This is a genomic window from Poritiphilus flavus, from assembly GCF_009901585.1.
GTDB lineage: Bacteria > Bacteroidota > Bacteroidia > Flavobacteriales > Flavobacteriaceae > Poritiphilus > Poritiphilus flavus.
In genome coordinates this window covers 206,714-224,758 of the sequence record NZ_WXYO01000002.1, presented here as the reverse complement: position 1 = coordinate 224,758, position 18,045 = coordinate 206,714, and the positions used below count along the sequence as shown (strand labels likewise).

General features: G+C 44.7%; 15 protein-coding genes. 5 read left to right on the top strand and 10 right to left on the bottom strand.

Annotation, left to right across the window (positions count from 1 at the left end; translation table 11 throughout):
• Window positions 1-13: 13 nt before the first annotated feature.
• The 6 genes from GTQ38_RS04465 to modA form a co-directional block, all read right to left on the bottom strand.
• A complete protein-coding gene (locus GTQ38_RS04465) occupies window positions 14-949 on the bottom strand; it encodes a ketopantoate reductase family protein (protein ID WP_161434281.1) in 936 nt (311 codons plus the stop codon).
• A gap of 43 nt (window positions 950-992) precedes the next feature.
• Window positions 993-1,406 carry a hypothetical protein gene (locus tag GTQ38_RS04460; protein WP_161434280.1) on the bottom strand — a complete coding sequence of 138 codons (414 nt, stop codon included), beginning with the start codon at window positions 1,404-1,406 and terminating at the stop codon, window positions 993-995.
• Window positions 1,407-1,583: 177 nt separating this feature from the next.
• Complete coding sequence (locus tag GTQ38_RS04455) at window positions 1,584-2,462, bottom strand: ABC transporter ATP-binding protein (protein WP_161434279.1); 879 nt, start codon at window positions 2,460-2,462, stop codon at window positions 1,584-1,586.
• Entirely contained in the window at window positions 2,459-3,130 is a 672-nt protein-coding gene (gene modB, locus GTQ38_RS04450; protein WP_161434278.1) for a molybdate ABC transporter permease subunit, read from the bottom strand. Before modB ends, GTQ38_RS04455 begins: the two co-directional genes overlap by 4 nt.
• Window positions 3,127-3,531, bottom strand: coding sequence for a TOBE domain-containing protein (locus GTQ38_RS04445; protein WP_161434277.1), 405 nt, complete (start codon window positions 3,529-3,531; stop codon window positions 3,127-3,129). The genes modB and GTQ38_RS04445 overlap by 4 nt, the downstream gene beginning before the upstream one ends.
• Window positions 3,524-4,297, bottom strand: coding sequence for a molybdate ABC transporter substrate-binding protein (gene modA, locus GTQ38_RS04440; RefSeq protein ID WP_317169040.1), 774 nt, complete (start codon window positions 4,295-4,297; stop codon window positions 3,524-3,526). Before modA ends, GTQ38_RS04445 begins: the two co-directional genes overlap by 8 nt.
• 341 nt (window positions 4,298-4,638) lie before the next feature.
• Here modA and katG point away from each other — a divergent pair, with 341 nt between their 5' ends.
• Window positions 4,639-6,885, top strand: coding sequence for a catalase/peroxidase HPI (gene katG, locus GTQ38_RS04435; RefSeq protein ID WP_161434275.1), 2,247 nt, complete (start codon window positions 4,639-4,641; stop codon window positions 6,883-6,885).
• 92 nt (window positions 6,886-6,977) lie between these two features.
• Here katG and GTQ38_RS04430 read toward each other — a convergent pair whose 3' ends face one another.
• The gene (locus GTQ38_RS04430; RefSeq protein WP_161434274.1) at window positions 6,978-7,442 is read right to left on the bottom strand and encodes a GNAT family N-acetyltransferase; all 465 of its coding nucleotides are present in this window, start codon (window positions 7,440-7,442) and stop codon (window positions 6,978-6,980) included.
• 167 nt (window positions 7,443-7,609) lie between these two features.
• Window positions 7,610-9,082, bottom strand: coding sequence for an IMP dehydrogenase (gene guaB, locus GTQ38_RS04425; RefSeq protein WP_161434273.1), 1,473 nt, complete (start codon window positions 9,080-9,082; stop codon window positions 7,610-7,612).
• Between the two features lie 232 nt (window positions 9,083-9,314).
• On the opposite strand from guaB, the gene GTQ38_RS04420 reads away from it, so the two are divergent.
• On the top strand, window positions 9,315-11,537 hold the full coding sequence (locus GTQ38_RS04420; protein ID WP_161434272.1) for a TonB-dependent receptor family protein: 2,223 nt from the start codon (window positions 9,315-9,317) through the stop codon (window positions 11,535-11,537).
• A gap of 494 nt (window positions 11,538-12,031) precedes the next feature.
• On the opposite strand, the gene GTQ38_RS04415 is transcribed toward GTQ38_RS04420, so the two are convergent.
• Together GTQ38_RS04415 and GTQ38_RS04410 are read right to left on the bottom strand one after the other, a co-directional pair.
• Window positions 12,032-12,910 carry an IPT/TIG domain-containing protein gene (locus GTQ38_RS04415; RefSeq protein WP_238857794.1) on the bottom strand — a complete coding sequence of 293 codons (879 nt, stop codon included), beginning with the start codon at window positions 12,908-12,910 and terminating at the stop codon, window positions 12,032-12,034.
• Window positions 12,911-12,924: 14 nt separating this feature from the next.
• The gene (locus tag GTQ38_RS04410; RefSeq protein WP_161434271.1) at window positions 12,925-15,021 is read right to left on the bottom strand and encodes a TonB-dependent receptor plug domain-containing protein; all 2,097 of its coding nucleotides are present in this window, start codon (window positions 15,019-15,021) and stop codon (window positions 12,925-12,927) included.
• A gap of 104 nt (window positions 15,022-15,125) precedes the next feature.
• Here GTQ38_RS04410 and GTQ38_RS04405 point away from each other — a divergent pair, with 104 nt between their 5' ends.
• The 3 genes from GTQ38_RS04405 to GTQ38_RS04395 are packed head-to-tail and all read left to right on the top strand — an operon-like array spanning window position 15,126 to window position 18,042.
• Window positions 15,126-16,040, top strand: a complete 915-nt coding sequence (locus GTQ38_RS04405; RefSeq protein WP_238857793.1) for a DUF6607 family protein — start codon at window positions 15,126-15,128, stop codon at window positions 16,038-16,040.
• Window positions 16,037-17,548: an ankyrin repeat domain-containing protein gene (locus tag GTQ38_RS04400; RefSeq protein ID WP_238857792.1), complete on the top strand. Its 1,512-nt coding sequence runs from the start codon at window positions 16,037-16,039 to the stop codon at window positions 17,546-17,548. The genes GTQ38_RS04405 and GTQ38_RS04400 overlap by 4 nt, the downstream gene beginning before the upstream one ends.
• Window positions 17,545-18,042 (top strand): DUF2271 domain-containing protein, encoded by a 498-nt coding sequence (locus GTQ38_RS04395; protein WP_161434270.1) that lies wholly within the window; start codon window positions 17,545-17,547, stop codon window positions 18,040-18,042. Before GTQ38_RS04400 ends, GTQ38_RS04395 begins: the two co-directional genes overlap by 4 nt.
• Window positions 18,043-18,045: the final 3 nt, after the last annotated feature.

Below are 18,045 nucleotides of genomic sequence, written 5' to 3'. Positions count from 1 at the left end.
ATCAATGATTCGATCAGCCCTCGGACCTACCTTTTAGGTCCGTGTAAAAGCTGTGGTACCTGGGCACTTCCATGCCAAGTCTTTGGGCCTCGTGAACAACATAGCCAGTGAGTGCTTCTAACTCTGTCCTGGATCTTCCTGCCTGAAAATCACTATGCATGGACGAAGTAGCCTCATAAGGTAATGTTTTAAGCTTGCTTAAAACCCTGGTCTCTATTTCAGGATCCAAAGCGACCCCCTTTGCCTCTCCCAACTGCTTTACCTCCTGTATCAAAGCCTGAAGGGAATCTTGTTCCTCCTTAATTACCTTTCCAATAGTGCTGTCAAAATAAGTAGAAGCGGTAGCCATGGACGAAATGAAAAGGTACTTCTCCCAAAGAACAGTATCAATATTGCTACTCAGAGTTGATTCTATCCCCGCCTGTTTTAGGATCTGACTAAAGGTTTCCAGACGCGGATCTGAGTGACCGTCTGAGCCAAAATACAATTGCTGGATGTTCCCGGAATTCTCTACTACTCCTGGTTCCCTGAGACGTGAAATGATATAAACCAGGCCTTTCCAAACTTCGGAATCGGGATAACTGTTTTGGATACGTTCAGCGGCATCAACCCCGTTCAGCAGTGGTAGTAGCACCGTTTTTGGTCCTATAACCGGAGCCAGACCTTGCAGGGTCTGCTCCAGGTCAAAGGTTTTGGTGCAGATGAGGATAAAGTCCGCCGGCCCGATCTGGGTAACACTCTCAACCGCGACCTTTGGCCTGGCGATGAATTCTTTATTCCCCTGAATTACCTTTAGGCCATCTTCCTGAATCTTTTTTAGGTGTTCCCCCCGGGCTACAAAGACTACCTCAACCGAATCACTATGTTCGAATTCTCTTGCAAGCAATCCTCCAAAATATCCTCCAACCCCTCCAATTCCAACTACAATAATTCTAAATTTCTGATCCATGTTCTGACCTTTTTAATAATTATCAATTTTTGGATTTGATTTACTAGTCAAAAGGTAGTAAATCAGGTTCTAAATATTGGGTCCTTGCCTTTTCCGAATTGAAAATATCAAATCCGTAATGCGCGTCCATCAGCTCCCTGAAATTGTACTTGAGTCTGGGGAATTCCAATATAAATTCCATAAAGGATGCAGACTTTGATCTCAACATGAAGTGATGCACAGCTTTAATTGCCGCGATAGTCAGAGTCTTATTGTATTTTCCAGGATCGCCAGCCGAAGAAGCAAACCGCAAGAGTTGAATCTGAATGCGCTCCAAAGACTTGTCAATACCGTAATTGTACAGATGTATCCATGCCAATCGCAAATGGGCCTCATGACTAAATATGGCCGGGTCCAGTTCGCAGGATTCGAATTGTCTTTCAAATTCCTGATCCGTCAGTTCAAAGTGCTTTTCCATACCGATCAAATTGTTTTAAAATTAAAAAAGAAACCATCAAAAAGCCCGAGAAACAGCATTACACAAATGTCATATTTGTAAAATACTAGCTCTCGGGCTACTTGTCGCAAAAACTAAAATTACACAAATTTCCTTTGCTCCACAAAAAAGAAAGCCATAATAACTATCCGGCAAAGATCAGGGGTCCATTTTGTAGATCACAGGATTGAAGGCTTTGGAGGCTACCATCACCCGGTCTCCTGTTTTTATACCCTGTATTTCTGTCTGCTGGGCTATGACCTTTACAACCTGGTTCTGTATGCGAACCGTAACAATAAAGACTACATCCTGCTGCTGAATATTTAGCACTTCCCCGGTAAATTTGAATTTCCCACTGATCTTCTCGTCAACAAATACCTCTGCAGCTGTTCCCTGTTTTGTGATTTCCCCCTTTTTTAGCACAACTACCTGATCTGAGAGTTTGCTTATTTCACTGATGTCATGACTGATCAACAAAGTGGTAAGTCCAAACTCCTGGTGCGCTTCAAGTAAATGATCCTGCAGTTTCATTCGGATCTTATAGTCAAGAGCAGAAAGGGGTTCATCGAGCAAGAGTATTTTAGGTTTTTGCACAAGAGCCCTTGCAAGAGCTGCCCTTTGTTGCTGTCCACCGGATAAGCTTTGCGGTTTTCTATGCTGCAGTGCTCCCAATTCCATGAGTTCCACCAGCCTGTCCATAGCGGCTTTATCCGCCTTTGATTTTGAAGCGAACTGAAGGTTTTGAAGTACGCTCATATGAGGAAACAAGGCATAGTCCTGGAAAACAAAACCTATGTTGCGCTGCTGAGGCCTTAGGCAGATCCCTCTCTCCGAATTATACCAGACCTTACCATCTACCTCAATTAGTCCCTTGTCCGGCTTTAAAAGTCCAGACAGTATTCGCAAGGTGGTGGTCTTACCTGCTCCTGACTCACCGTAAATAGTGACCAAATGCCCTTCACTGATCTGAAGGTCAAGCTTGAGTGTCATTTCGCCATCAGCCGCGTGAAGCTTCTTTTCTACTTGCATTGAGATCATCTCCAAAACCGTTTTAGATATCCTCCATTGACCAGGTACACCAGTAGCAACACGCAAAAAGTAATTATAAACAGTACGGCAGAATAGAAGTTTGCAGAAGCATAGTTCAGGGCTTCCACTTCATCATAAATGGCTATAGAGGCCACTCTCGTTTCCCCGGGTATGCTTCCGCCAATCATCAAGACCACTCCGAATTCGCCAACGGTATGGGCAAAGGCAAGAACAATACCAGTGAGAATTGAAGGTTTAATATTGGGAAGCAGTACGCGAAGAAGTGTGTCCAAACGCGATCTACCCATGACGTATGAAGCCTCTCTGATCGAGGCCGGGATTCCAGACAAACCGGATTGTATGGGGTGAACCATAAAGGGTAAACTATACAGAACAGAGGCAATTACAAGGCCGGGAAACGAAAACACCAGCCGAAGTCCAAGCCAATCATTTAACCAGCTCCCGAAGGCATTGCCCGGACTGAAAGCCACCAAAAAATAAAACCCCAAAACGGTAGGTGGCAATACAAGAGGCATACTGACCAGGGTTTCAATAAGGGGTTTGATCCGGGACCGGGAATGTGCCAACCAATTGGCAAGTGGAATCGACAAAACAAACAGGATGACTGTAGTCACGAATGCCAGTTTAAAGGTCAGTATTAAAGGATCCCAGTTCATGTTTCGGACAACATTATTTCATTCAGTTTTACCATGGCTACCACCTCTACCCCTTCTTTAAGTCCCAATTCCTGCACCGCGCTGCTGGATATTAAAGCAACAATGGTCCCTGCCTGGGTTTCTAATTCGATCCGACTCAACAACTTGCCGGTTTCTATATTTTGTATGGTACCTGGTATTTTATTTTGAAGGCTGACTCCGGCATTTTCAGTAGTGGAGAGTATTACTTCAGTCTCCTTGAATAGCAGCCCAATTTTAATACCATGTTTCAGATAAGTCGCCGTTTCCGGATTTTCAATAACGATAGCCTTAAATATCCTTCCTCCGCTTACTGAGGCCGAAACCAGGGACAAACTTCCGTTAGTTTCTACTTCCGTAATATGTCCCTCCAACTTATTCATCAAAAGTATATCCGTATTTTTCCAGTATTCCTCTGGCTTCTTTAGAAAAGAGAAAGGTAATAAATTCGTTGGCACCTTCTGTGGTCTCTCCTTTAGATTGCAGGGCGACTACTCCTTGCCCGATAGGCTTATAGGAATTCTCGTCCAATGCCTGCCAACTGCCCTTACCCTTCATTTTTGGAGATAAAACAACAGACATCGCTGTAAAGCCGATTTCAGCAGCCCCGGACGTAATGAATTGATTGGTTTGGGATATACTCTCACCAAAAACCAGTTTTGCGGAGGTAGTGGGATACAGATCGTAAAACTTCAGGACTTCGTCCGCCGCCCTGCCATAAGGGGCTGTTTTAGGATTGGCCAGGGCGATGTGTTCCACCGTGCTGTCCTTTAAAATGGCTAAAGAAGGATGAACGCTTTCCTGAATAGACCATAGTACCAGTTTGCCATAAGCGTATACCCTGGGAGAACCTTGAGTTAAGCCACTATTGAAAAGCTCCGTGGGGTATTTCATGTCTGCCGATACAAAAACGTCATAGGGGGCACCCTCCATGATTTGTGCCGTTAGCTTACCGGAGGAACTAAATACTAAAACGTGCTGCGTTCCGGTCTTTTCTGAATACAGGGCTGCTATCTCTTCCATGGCAAACTGCGTATTAGCCGCGGCCGCGATTGTCAGCGTAGAGGAGTCGCGTTTTGTACCACAGGCGGACAGTAGCAAAACCAAGGCATAAGGAATCCATTTCAGCAAAAGATCCCTGGTACTCACCCAGGTAATTTTAAAACTCAAAAACTGTCGGTGGATCATTGCGTAAATGAAATCTGGGATGATATTCCTCTTTTAAAAGTAGGAAAATAATCAGAAGTTGAACTCAAGTCCCGATGTTGTCTCGCTCTGTTTTTGGGATTTTGATTGTGCCGTTTTTTCTTTTCGAATAGAAAAATACACTTTATTTCAAGGGTCATCAGTCGACCGATCCCGTAAACCGTGGGCATATAGGTATCCCAAATAATAAAATAAAGTTTATATATGATTCAGATCATCGATATAAACAGGGGTTATCGTAAATTTATTGAAAGTAAAACAGTAATCATATTAATCTATTCGCAATGGAAAACACTAAACATACCAGCAGCTCATCCAATGGCGCAGGTTATGCCCTAAATGGAGAAGGCAAGTGTCCTTTTTTGCATGGGGCGCTGAAGCAGGGAGCCGGGGGTGGAACCTCAAATCGCGATTGGTGGCCCAATCAGCTTAAATTAAACATCCTGAGACAGCATTCAGCACTGTCTAATCCTATGGATGATGACTTCAATTATGCTGAGGAGTTCAAAAAACTGGATCTCAACGCGGTAAAGCAGGACCTTTATGATCTGATGACAGATTCCCAGGAGTGGTGGCCTGCAGACTACGGACATTACGGACCATTCTTCATTCGTATGGCATGGCATAGTGCCGGAACTTACCGCATAGCTGATGGCCGCGGAGGTGCCGGATCAGGTACTCAGCGATTCGCTCCCCTGAATAGCTGGCCAGACAATGCCAACCTTGACAAAGCGCGACTTTTACTGTGGCCAATTAAGAAGAAATACGGAAAGAAACTCTCATGGGCAGACCTGATGATACTAGCAGGTAACTGCGCCCTGGAATCTATGGGTCTGGAAACCTTTGGATTTGCCGGAGGTCGTGAAGATGTATGGGAACCGGAAGAAGATGTTTACTGGGGTTCCGAAACCGAATGGTTAGGAGACAAAAGATATGAGGGAGATCGTGAATTGGAGAATCCACTGGGGGCTGTACAAATGGGGTTGATCTATGTAAACCCGGAAGGTCCGAATGGAAATCCTGATCCCGTAGCCGCTGCCCGGGACATTCGCGAGACATTCGGGCGTATGGCGATGAACGATTATGAAACCGTGGCCCTTATTGCCGGTGGACATACTTTTGGTAAAACTCACGGAGCTGCCAGCGATGCTGAATTTGTAGGTCGTGAGCCTGCCGGAGCCTCTATAGAAGAACAAAGTCTGGGTTGGAAAAACAGCTTTGGCTCAGGAGTAGGTTCGGATACCATAACCAGTGGTTTAGAAGGTGCCTGGACCACTACTCCAACGAAATGGAGTAACAATTTCTTTGAAAACCTCTTCGGCTACGAATGGGAACTTACCAAGAGTCCTGCAGGAGCTTATCAGTGGCAACCTAAAGATGGTGCGGGAGCTGGTCTTGTGCCAGATGCCCATGACCCGGCGAAAAAACACGCCCCTTTTATGTTGACCACGGACCTTTCCTTAAGGATGGACCCTGCATATGAAAAGATCTCAAGGCATTTTTACGAGAACCCTGATGAATTTGCCGATGCTTTTGCGCGAGCATGGTTTAAACTGACGCATCGTGATATGGGGCCTATTGCCCGTTACCTCGGTCCTGAAGTACCAGAAGAGGAATTGATCTGGCAAGACCCCATCCCGGCAGTTACCCACGAAGTTATTGATGATGCTGATATTGCTACACTCAAAGACAGAATATTAGCTTCAGGACTTTCGATATCAGCGTTAGTTTCTACTGCCTGGGCTTCTGCTTCTACCTACAGGGATTCCGATAAACGCGGAGGTGCTAACGGAGCAAGGATACGCCTGGCTCCTCAAAAAGATTGGGAAGTGAACAATCCGGCACAACTTGCTAAAGTATTGGAGACGCTGGAGGGAATTCAAACAGAGTTCAACGGAAGCTCCAATGGAAAGGCCGTTTCGATCGCAGACCTTATCGTTCTTGGCGGAAGTGCTGCAATAGAGGAAGCTGCAAAAAAGGCAGGTCATAGTATAGACGTGCCGTTCACAGCAGGAAGGGCGGATACTAGCCAGGAACAAACCGATGCAGAATCTTTCGAAGCGCTAAGGCCAGTAGCAGATGGTTTCAGGAACTATCTCAATGTAAATGATAAGATCACTGCTGAGGAACTACTGGTAGATCGTGCCCAGTTGATGTCTTTGACTGCACCCGAGATGACCGTCCTCCTTGGAGGTTTAAGAGTTTTAGGGGCTAATTTTGATGGATCGTCCCACGGTGTATTTACGGATAATCCGGAGACACTTACGAACGATTTCTTCGTGAACCTCCTGGATCTGGGGACCACCTGGAAAGCGACATCAGAGGCCGAAGAAGTTTTTGAAGGTACGGATAGGATTACAGGTGCGCTCAAGTGGACCGGTACCCGAGCAGATCTTATTTTCGGTTCCAACTCAGAACTGAGGGCCCTGGCCGAAGTATACGGATCTTCTGATTCCGCCGAAAGGTTCGTTAAGCACTTTGTAGCCGCGTGGACCAAGGTGATGAACCTGGATCGTTTTGACCTGGATTGATACAACGATATCGAAACAGATATATAAGAAAAGAAGGCGGCCTGTTTTCAGGCCGCTTTTTTTTGGTCGGATTAGGAGCTGGAACCGTAGCTTCAGACCTCCTTGATCATTCTGAACATCCCTCTATAGACGGCTTTCATCATAAGGTCATCAAAACTAAAGGTCCCTGCCTTTATAAAACCGCAATTCTCGTAAAACCTAATGGCTTTTTCCTGACTGTCCATAACCTCAAGCCATAAAGGGGTACGTGGATCTTTGCAGAACTTTTCTTCTATCCAATTCAGCAGTTGTTTGCCAAGTCCTTTTCCCTGGATTTCCGGGGAGAGATAGATCCGATGAAGTTTTACCATGGGCCGGTTATCTCCACCTGGTATACTACAATTGAGGACTACTTTCAGAATTCCGATGGTCTCTTCATTGTATTCCACAAAATAATATCTGGAGTCCGGATCCTTCAATTCGGATTTAAGGTTTTCAATGGAATATAGCTTGTTCAGGTAATAGTTGCCACCATCCGGCCAGAGATGTGCATACACAGGCGGATAGATAACAGACATAAGCCTGAATAACTTATGCTGCGAAGCGAGTGTGACCGGAACTAAATTGATTTCCTTATTGACTTGAACCGTCATCTTAAAATTCAAATGAAACCTTTAGTGTTGGAGCAAAAGATAAACAGCTTACCCGGCAGTAATCTTCAAGTTCCCGCTAAATAGTCGGCAAATTAACGACTGTAATTGGGAGATTCCTTGGTAATGGTCACATCGTGTGGATGGCTTTCATTGATTCCACTAGCGGTGATCTTTACAAAGCGGCCGGATTCCTTTAAACTGGCAATATCTTTGGCGCCGCAATACCCCATTCCGGCTCTCAACCCTCCGATAAATTGATGAATACTTTCAAAAAGGTCTCCTTTATAGGGGACACGGCCAACAATTCCTTCAGGCACCAGTTTTTTGATGTCGTCCTCCACATCCTGGAAATAACGATCCTTGCTACCTTCTTTCATAGCCTCTACGGAACCCATTCCCCGATAGGATTTGAATTTCCGACCCTCATAAATAATTGTCTCTCCGGGAGATTCTTTGGTCCCGGCCAAAAGTGAGCCCAGCATCACGCTGTCCGCACCAGCTGCAATGGCCTTGGGAATATCTCCCGTATACCTTATTCCCCCATCAGCTATCACGGGTACACCGGAACCTTTAATGGCATCTGCTACTTCCAGAACCGCTGAGAATTGAGGAAGACCTACTCCGGCCACTACACGGGTTGTACAAATAGAACCCGGGCCGATACCTACTTTTACGGCATCCGCTCCGGCTTCAACCAGGTATTTGGCAGCATCAGCAGTAGCAATATTACCAACTACCACATCCAGATCCGGGAATTGGTTTTTCACTTCTTTTAAAATGGCAACCACCCCTTTGGTATGTCCATGTGCCGTATCGATAACGATCGCATCCACACCCGCATTAACCAGTGCTCCCACCCTTTCCAGGCTATCCGGTGTCACACCAACAGCCCCGGCAACCCTAAGCCTTCCGAATTGATCCTTGTTCGCGATGGGTTTTTGGGTAAGTTTGGTAATATCTCTAAAGGTGATCAGACCTATCAATTTATTCTGACCATTTACTACGGGAAGTTTCTCAATTTTGTTCTCCTGGAGAATGTCTTCGGCTTCTGCCAGTGAGGTCCCTTCCCCAACGGTGACCAGATTGGTAGCCGTCATGACTTCGGATATGGGCCTGCTATTGTTCTTTTCAAAACGCAGGTCACGGTTAGTTACTATACCCACAAGTTTCCGTTCATCATCCACAATAGGAATACCTCCTATACTGTGTTCTGCCATACTGGCCTTGGCATCTCTTACCAGGGCCTCTTCGGGTAGGGTAACCGGGTCCATGATCATCCCGCTTTCAGCACGCTTTACGCGGCGCACTTTGATCGCCTGTTGCTCTATGGACATATTTTTGTGCAGTACACCAATACCTCCTTCCCTGGCCATGGCGATCGCCATACTAGATTCAGTAACGGTATCCATAGCAGCCGAAATTATCGGGACGTTGATAGTGATGTTTCGAGTAAATTTCGTTTGGATGTTGACCTCTCTGGGAAGTACTTCGGAATAGGCCGGCACCAGGAGTACGTCGTCATATGTGAGACCTTCTCCGAGGATTTTTTTACGATGGGCTTCCATTGCAATTAAGGATTAATTGCGTGCAAATATACTACTTTTTGGGCCAGTAAGCGCACGCTTTTCTCATTTTTGATCCCAAAGGACTTCTATGGGCTCAATCCTAACCATTTGGTAACCAAAAGGCAACTCAAAATTATTTTTATTTATTCTAAATAAAGTTTGAAAACTCGCAATCGAATTGTACTTTTGGCCTCGCGAAACATCCTTTATTTGAATTTAGTCTAAATAAGCTATGAGAATTTCCCTGGCCGCCATTCTGGCACTTTCCTTCACTTTTAGTTATAGTCAACAGAACGATACACTTCCCGCCCCGGCGACGGTTAAGCTCAACGAGGTGGTCCTTTCAGCAAAGGTCATCTTCGGTAGTAAATTCGAAGCGAAAAACAGGACAGGTTCCGCGTATTATATTTCCCCAAAGGAGATCAAGAAATTCAATTATACGGATATCAACCGTACCCTCAGAAGTGTGCCAGGAGTAAATGTTTACGAAGAAGACGGTTTTGGGTTGAGGCCAAATATTAGTTTAAGAGGAACCTCCCCTGAGCGTAGTGCCAAGATAAGCGTTATGGAAGACGGAGTTCTGATCGCTCCTGCACCTTACAGCGCACCTGCCGCCTACTATTTCCCAACCATCGCCAGGATGGAGGCCGTTGAGATCCTAAAGGGTAGCAGCCAGGTGCAATACGGGCCTTTCACCACAGGAGGTGCTATTAATATGATCTCCACAGAAGTGCCGGACGATTTCAGCGCCTTTGTTAATTCCAGTTACGGCAGTTTTCAGAGCGGAAGGGTACACGCCCAGCTTGGGGATAGTCAGAAAAACTTTGGATACGCCGTTGAATATCTCAACTACAACTCCAACGGCTTTAAAAACCTTACTTCCGGCGGGGATACCGGTTTTGACAAGAACGACCTGGTCGCAAAATTTTTGGTCAAGACCAATCCAACCGCAAAAGTCGGGCAGGAATTGGAATTAAAATTTCAATATTCGGATGAAGACTCTGATGAGACTTATTTAGGTTTAACTCAAGACGATTTCAACCGTAGTCCATTTGAGCGTTATGCTTCTTCCCAGGTAGACCGTATGACAACGGAACACACCCAAATTATGCTTACGCATACACTGAAGTTCAGTGACTATTTTAGAATCACTTCAACAGCTTACAGAAATGACTTTAGCAGAAATTGGTACAAACTGGACTATGTAACCTTAAATGGTGAACGAGAAGGAATTTCTGGGTTGTTGGCCAGTCCGGTGGACTTTGCCCCTTACCTGGATGTGATCAGAGGCACGGTAGACAGCCCAGACGATGCCCTGGGTGTAAAAGCAAATAATAGGGACTACCTATCTACCGGAGTTCAAACTAAATTAGACCTGCACTGGACGGATAAAACCTTTTTCCATGATTTTGAATTGGGACTTCGATATCATTACGATGAGGAGGACAGATTTCAATGGGTTGATGGTTACGCCATATCAAACGACGGTCAGATGCGGCTTACTTCAGCCGGGGTACCTGGCACCAATGCCAACAGGATAAGCGATGCAAGAGCATTTGCCGCCTTTGCCCTATATAAGCTAAAATACAAGGAATTAACAGTGACCCCCGGATTGCGATATGAAAATATCACCCTGGGCAGAATGAATTACGGGACCGAAGATCCAGATCGGGTTGGGACCAATATAGCTGAAAGAGAGAATAAGGTGGATGTTTTTATTCCCGGTATCGGCCTTAATTACAATTTTGAAAAACTTTCAGTTTTCGGAGGTGTACATAAGGGTTTTTCTCCACCCAGCAACCAGGAAGGTCAGGAACCTGAAGAGAGCATAAATTACGAGGTCGGAAGCCGTTTCTCATTTGGAAACTTTTCGGGAGAGATCGTAGGTTTTTATAACGACTACAGCAACCTCCTGGGAAGTGATCTCGCAGCCACAGGCGGAACGGGTTCTTTGGAGCAGTTTAACGCGGGGGAAGTACGCGTACAAGGACTGGAGGTACTTCTAAACTACAATCTGCTTCCTAATAGCAGCAAGCTGATCTTGCCTTTGACCCTGGGATATACCCTGACTGATACGGAATTTCAAAATAGTTTCGGTAGCGAAGACGACCTATGGGGCGAGGTAAATGCGGGCGACGAGCTTCCATACATTGCAAAACACCAATTTAATGGTTCTCTTTCTCTGGAACATGACGATTACGAAATTCATCTAAGTGGAAGATTTAACGGAGAGTTCCGGACTGAGGCAGGCAGTGGAAGCATTCCGGAGAACGAGTTGGTGGATTCTAACTTTATTTTTGATCTTGCCGGAAAATACCATTTCAATAAGAATATCAGCCTTACTACCAATATCATTAATATGTTTGATGAGACCTATGCCGTGGCCAGAGTACCGGCAGGGCTAAGGCCAGGGCATCCATTTGGGATTTACGGCGGTATCGAATTGCGTTATTAGAGCAAATTTCTAAGCCTGACTGAGGTTTAGTACACCATACAATAAGCTAAGGCTGATCAATTGCGTTTTCAATTGTTTCAGCCTTTTTACTTCCGCTATAGATTATCCGGAATATTGATACGCCGCTTCGATTGCATTTGCCATTAGTAATGAAGGGCTTGCTACTTGGCAAATTCTTCCTCCTGAGTGATTGGAAAATCCAAAAACACCCCGGGGTGCACTTAAGGATTACCATAAACGGGTTGGAGCAAATAAAAACCCTGTCCATGTTACATCCAACAGAAGTTCCCTTAAATGGGATCATTAGGTTTCAACGGGCCAAGTAAAACTTTTGAAAGGATCCGGAACGGAATATATTCTGTTCAGAAATGGCGAGAAATAAAAAGGCCGGAGATACAGTGAACCTAAAACTGAATGTATCCTCCGACCTTTTTACTAAATCAAACTATCACTGAGTTGAGTCCAGGAAATTAGATTATTCAAATAATTTTTTACTATTCTGCAAGGGAGGTTTCTCCCTCGTTAGGATTATAGACGTACTTAAATGTAAAGTATCTGGCAGCGTTCGTATCAGGATCAGGATTAGCCGGAGCGTCCTCGTAATAGCTCAGGATCTCCACTTTGGCATATTTTCCATCCGCTGTTCTAAAAACCAGGATCTTGCCCGGAATTGGAGCAACAATATTGGTCATGAAGTTGTAGTTGTACCATCCGCTGTCACTACCAGTCGGAATACCGAATGCGCCGTCTGCATCCTGTACAAAAGTTAGCCCCGAAGCCGAAGTAATATCGTCAAAAGTGCCATTTTCTATGGCTGCTGCTGCATTTCCATTTCTTGCCGGTTCATCATTTGTCCCTGTTACCTGACCTCCATTAACCGCGATTGTTGTAGACCTGAAAGCGATATCCCAATCTGTCTCGCTCTCGGTCACATCTCCGTCTGCAAAACTGAATTTGGTAAAGGGTCCGCCTGCCGGTTCTCCGAAACCTCCTGTCTGAGGGGCAAATAAATTAGTGAAGGTTTCGGAAACCAGGTTGGACAATACCGTAAAGGAAGATGGGGCCGCCCTGGTAAATCCGTTGGCAGAAATACTGATCTCACCGCTTCCTGCTCCAGCTGGTACAGCGGTAACAATCTGAGTGCTGCTAAGAGAGGAAATGGAAGCGGCAACACCGTTGAAGCTAAGATCAATCTGACTGGCCTCAGAAGGAAATCCGGTTCCTGTTATAGTAATTTCAGTACCCACGGCACCAGAAACCGGGTTTACAGCCGTAACTGTGAATTCGGTTGGGGTCTCTTCATCGTCATTACTGCATGCTACCAAAGTGAATAACACAAAAAGAAGGCTAAATAGTTTTAAACTGTTTTTCATAATACGCTGATAATTTAAAATTGAATATTGAGTCTTGTAAACAATTGAATTCCGGGGTTTACCAAAACCTCGGTGCCCGACAAAGCGAGCGGATTTTCACCTTTAAAATCAAGGAGGTTAATGGCTCCAAGCTGCAGGCTGTATCGATCAAAGAATGTTTTGTTGAGTGTCAGATTCACCAGGGCATAGCCGGAGACAAAGGAATCGTCCAGATCGTCCAGCAAACCATTACCGTTCCGGTCCGTAAGCCCAAATCTACTCCGGTAATTGACCCGAAGATTGGCATTGGCATTCCATTTCGGCACCTCATAGAAGACTTTGAAGTTGAACATATGCCTGGACCGGTTAACCAGGCCGAAATAATCCAACCTGGATAGACGAAAGGTCTCCAGGGTTTCAGGGTCTCGGCCAAACACTTCTCCGTTATCAATGGCCTCCTCCTTGTCTTTGTCATAAGCGTAAAGAAGCTGGTAACCAAGAGAGATCCTCAGATGTTCCCATAGCTGATATCGGGTATCAATTTCAAGACCTTGAGTATAAACCCTTTCCCTGTTGATATACCCAAAAACATTCTGCCCATTGGTTTTGGCCGCCAGAATTTGTGTATCAATAAGGTTTTTGAAATCGTTTCTAAAGAGATTGAGTTCAGTTGAAAATTCTCCCTTTTTAAAGGACAATCCGAGATTGTAACCAATGGAACTCTCAGCATCCAGTTGATCACCCAGGTCTGAAGGATCAACAGCCAAACTGGCTATTTCGTTGTTGTCCTGTAAACGCCGTATTCCCTGAGCCTCTACTTCTTTTCCTAATACGGAATACCCTCCGGCGGACACATTGGTAAAATCCAGATATAGCTGCCTGAAATCCGGGGCTTTGAACCCACTGCCTACAGAGCCTTTAATGGAAAAGTATTTTCCCAAATCGTATTTGGCGGAGATCTTGGGGCTTAATTGCGAATTGTATTCGCTGTGATTATCAAAACGGGCTCCGGCAATGACATTAAGATTGTCAAAAGGACGAAAATCATACTGGGTAAAGACATATTGTGAGTCAAAACTGACCTGTTCGGCAAAAAGAGATCGATTCAGGCTTTCAAAATTGTAACCAACCCCCAGGGTAAGGGTGTTATTAGGTTTGAAGCTGTGATTAAATCGTATTTCAGGCCTGAATAACTTCTGATCGAAGTTGTTATCCAGTAATAGATCGTTATTAATAGGATCTAAAGTCTGTTCGTCTGTTCTGTAATTGGTGTAATAGAATTCGTATTGCAAATTTGTTTTCCGGGATGCCGTATGGTCTATTCGAAGAAGGGCATTGAGATCCTCCTCTTCACTGGTACTGGGAGAAACCTCGAATTCCTGGGAAAAATAGCGTCCTGACGCGAAAAGATTCAGGTTTTCCGCAATGTCAAAAAAGAGTCTGCCACTGAAGGTGTAATTGTAAAACGGATTAACCGTTTGGCCGTCCTGGGATGGAGCCAGGTCGTATCCATCGGTACTCAGGCGGTCCGCGAAAAACGAAAAACCCACCTTCTCTATCCTTTGTTGTATACTAACATTGGAGTTTTGGTTATTGAAAGAAGCTACACGGTGGGAAGCCTGCCCCCTTATTTTGTCGGAAGTGGGCTTTTCTGTGATGATATTGATCACTCCTCCCAGCGCTTCGGAACCGAAAAGGCTGGAAGAAGGCCCTTTAACGATCTCTACCTGTTTGATGTTGCCAATGGCAAGCCTGCTTAGATCGAGATTACCGGAGCTTCGGCCCACTACCGGAACTCCATCTATAAGTACGAGCACATAATCCGAGGCTATTCCCTGGATCTGTACCCCTTCTCCCCCACCAATGGTGACATCAGGGGTCATAATGATACCTGTCTGTTCGTTAAGGATCTCATTTAGGCGGGTTACACCGGTTTCCTGAAGTTGTTTTTTGGAAATGAGTGTAACTGGCAAAGGGAGAGAGGACAATTGTCTTACTGTTCTCGTTGCCGTGACCACGACTTCGTCTAAATCCTGCCTGATAATGCTATCTGTCTCTTCAGTTTGTGCAAAAACCAGGGCACTTAAAAAAAAATAAAAAATAAGTAGCCTTTTATTTTTATTTAGACTCATTCTTAATAAATTTGAGGCAAATATATTTCTTATTTTTAATCAATCTAAATAAAATTAATATTTTTGCGACGAATTATTCACTTTTAACTTTTAATGATTCTAACATGAAGAAATCCATTGCTTTCGTTATGCTATTAATGCTGGCAGGTGGCCAGATTATCGCCCAGAAATCCAACAAAAAGAAAGACCTGAAGGCCATTAAAGAGATGTGCGGTTGCTTCGAAGTAACTTTCAATTTCACTGAGACTTTTCAGCATGTCCAAGACTCCACCTACAAACCATCCAAGACCAAAAAAGACAAAGGCCTGGAATGGGCACAACTGGTTCGGGAAGATGACAATACCGTATCTATACAACACCTCTTACAAGTAGGTAAACCAGATGAAACTTATATCGTAAAACACTGGCGTCAGGACTGGTTATACGAGAACACCGATTTCTATATGTACGATCATGACAATAACTGGACCTATCAGTCCAAGCCGGACGAAGCGGTGAAGGGACAGTGGACACAAAAGGTCTTTCAGGTGGATGACAGCCCCCGATATGAAGGTTCCGGAACCTGGGTACACGTAGACGGCAAAAGCTATTGGGAAAACCGTACAGACGCCCCCCTTCCAAGAAGGGAGTATACCACCCGAAGTGATTACAATGTTACCAGCCGGGGAAATCGACATGAAATAACCTCCAACGGATGGGTTCACGACCAGGATAACTATAAAATCGTTCGGGAAAAAGGTAAGGAAGACATTGTCCTGGCTGAAGAAAAAGGGTACAACACCTATGTTAGAGTGCCAGACAGCCAATGTAAAGCCGCTGCGGAATGGTGGCAAAAGAACCAGGAAAAGTGGGCATCTGTACGTGCCAAATGGGACGAGGTTTACTCCCGTAAGACCAATCTTGCCCTTGAAAACAAAGTGGATAACAAGGTGCTTTTCAAACATCTTTTTGAAGAAGATCTCACTGATGAGAACGACATAAGTTCCGTAATCGATTCATTTGTAAAGGATCTGCAATGAAAAAAATGCATTCGGGTATAGTCTTCGCCCTGACAATTTTTATAACCAGCTTTTTATCCGCACAAAGAGAAAACCCATTCCTGGAAAGGGCTTATTGGACAGCTAATCCGTCTATTGCGGAAATAGAGCAGCGGATCTCCGAAGGTGCTGATATTTCCGAACTTAATTCAAACGCCTTTGACCCGGTCTCCTGGGCACTTATTGAAAAAGTGGACAATGAGACGATCAAATTCCTGCTTTCCCAGGATGGAAATGGTGTAAACAAATTAACGCATGACGGGCGGACCTACATTTTTTGGGCTGCATATAAAGGCAACCTGGAAATGATGCAGTATCTGGTGGACAATGGTGCCAAAACGGATATTGTGGATAGTCATGGCTACACCCTGCTTAATTTTGCCGCTAATACCGGTCAGATCAACCCTGAGCTGTACGATTTTGTCATTAAGCACGGTGCCAGGGTCACTGAGGAGAAAAACCGGGATGGAGCCAATGCCCTGTTGCTGGTAGCACCTTTTGTCCAGGACTATGCCCTTGTTGACTACTTTGTAGAAAAAGGAATTGACCTGAAGAGTGAGGACAGCAATGGGAATGGTATTTTCCACTATGCGGCAAAACGCGGAAATACAGACCTGCTCAACAAACTGATTGACCATGGGGTTCCTCATAATAAACTGAGTAAGAGTGGTGAGAATGCCTTTATATTTGCCAGTAGGGGTACCCGGGGATATACCAATGGTTTAGAAGTTTACCAATACCTGGAAAAACTCGGGATAAACCCAAACGTGGTTTCGGACGAAGGAATAACTCCACTTCACGGCATAGCCTTTCAAAATGAGGAGCTTCCAGTATTTGAATATTTTGTCTCAAAAGGGGTAGACCTCAATCAGTCTGACGAAGACGGCAACACTGCCTTACTCAATGCAGCCAGGAGAAACAGTCTGGAGGTTGTCCGTTATCTTGCAGCAGGTACTGAAGATATCAACCACACTAATAAACAAGGAGCCTCTGCTTTAACCCATGCCATTCAGAGCAACAAGCTGGAAGTTGTAAATTTCCTGCTTGAAAATGGGGCCGATGTTCAGGTCAGAGATAAGGAGGGTAACAACCTGGGGTATTATCTCCTTAAAGATGTATATAAAGCGGAGAGACCGAAGTTAATGCAGGATAAATTGGCCGCTTTGAAGGCAAAAGGCTTTAATTTTGCTCAAGTTCAGGAAAACGGTAACACCTTATACCATATAGCGGTTGCGCAAAACAACCTGGATGCGCTGAAGTATATCAGTTCTTATGGTCAGGATATCAATGCGAGAAATAAGGATGGAAATACCCCCTTACATCTGGCGGCGATGAATGCCCATAATGATGCCATTTTAAAATTTCTCATTGAAGACGGAGCAGACAAGTCTATCAAAACGGATTTTGAAGAATCTGCATATGACCTTGCAATGGAAAACGAGTTGCTCCAAAAAAATAATGTCACCATAAACTTTCTTGAAACACCATGATGAAAAGAAGATTGAGAGCTATTGTAATTTTCAGTATTCCTCTACTGCTGCTGGTAGGATTTAAGGCCAGGGAGGCCGCCAGTAGTTCCTATAAGTGCATGATACAAATGGTTAATTACTCCGGAGAAAAGGCCTATGTTGTGATCTCTCTTATGGACCCGGAAGGTAATTACGAAAAAACACTTTATGTGAGGGGTGAAGATGATGAATGGTATCATGACATTCCCGCGTGGTGGGAATTCTATGGTAAGAAAAGGCCCGATATAGACGCCATAACCGGCGCTACCATTGGCGGTGGAGAACGCGCGATTAACGTTTTGAAAATTGAAGATGATAAGATCGATGCCGGTTATAGTATTCGATTTGAAACGGCTGTGGAGGATCAGGAATACTACGAAGACGATATAGAGTTTGAACTTACCTCATCAACTATCAACAGCAAAGTAGAAGGAAAAGGATTTATCCGCTATGTTCGGATAATGCCTCAAAAATAGTCT

Coding starts and splice junctions, on each gene's coding strand:
- GTQ38_RS04465 (WP_161434281.1), bottom strand. CDS start 949: ATGGATCAGAAATTTAGAATTATTGTAGTTGGAATTGGAGGGGTTGGA.
- GTQ38_RS04460 (WP_161434280.1), bottom strand. CDS start 1,406: ATGGAAAAGCACTTTGAACTGACGGATCAGGAATTTGAAAGACAATTC.
- GTQ38_RS04455 (WP_161434279.1), bottom strand. CDS start 2,462: ATGATCTCAATGCAAGTAGAAAAGAAGCTTCACGCGGCTGATGGCGAA.
- modB (WP_161434278.1), bottom strand. CDS start 3,130: ATGAACTGGGATCCTTTAATACTGACCTTTAAACTGGCATTCGTGACT.
- GTQ38_RS04445 (WP_161434277.1), bottom strand. CDS start 3,531: ATGAATAAGTTGGAGGGACATATTACGGAAGTAGAAACTAACGGAAGT.
- katG (WP_161434275.1), top strand. CDS start 4,639: ATGGAAAACACTAAACATACCAGCAGCTCATCCAATGGCGCAGGTTAT.
- GTQ38_RS04430 (WP_161434274.1), bottom strand. CDS start 7,442: ATGTCTGTTATCTATCCGCCTGTGTATGCACATCTCTGGCCGGATGGT.
- guaB (WP_161434273.1), bottom strand. CDS start 9,082: ATGGAAGCCCATCGTAAAAAAATCCTCGGAGAAGGTCTCACATATGAC.
- GTQ38_RS04420 (WP_161434272.1), top strand. CDS start 9,315: ATGAGAATTTCCCTGGCCGCCATTCTGGCACTTTCCTTCACTTTTAGT.
- GTQ38_RS04415 (WP_238857794.1), bottom strand. CDS start 12,910: ATGAAAAACAGTTTAAAACTATTTAGCCTTCTTTTTGTGTTATTCACT.
- GTQ38_RS04410 (WP_161434271.1), bottom strand. CDS start 15,021: ATGAGTCTAAATAAAAATAAAAGGCTACTTATTTTTTATTTTTTTTTA.
- GTQ38_RS04405 (WP_238857793.1), top strand. CDS start 15,126: ATGAAGAAATCCATTGCTTTCGTTATGCTATTAATGCTGGCAGGTGGC.
- GTQ38_RS04400 (WP_238857792.1), top strand. CDS start 16,037: ATGAAAAAAATGCATTCGGGTATAGTCTTCGCCCTGACAATTTTTATA.
- GTQ38_RS04395 (WP_161434270.1), top strand. CDS start 17,545: ATGATGAAAAGAAGATTGAGAGCTATTGTAATTTTCAGTATTCCTCTA.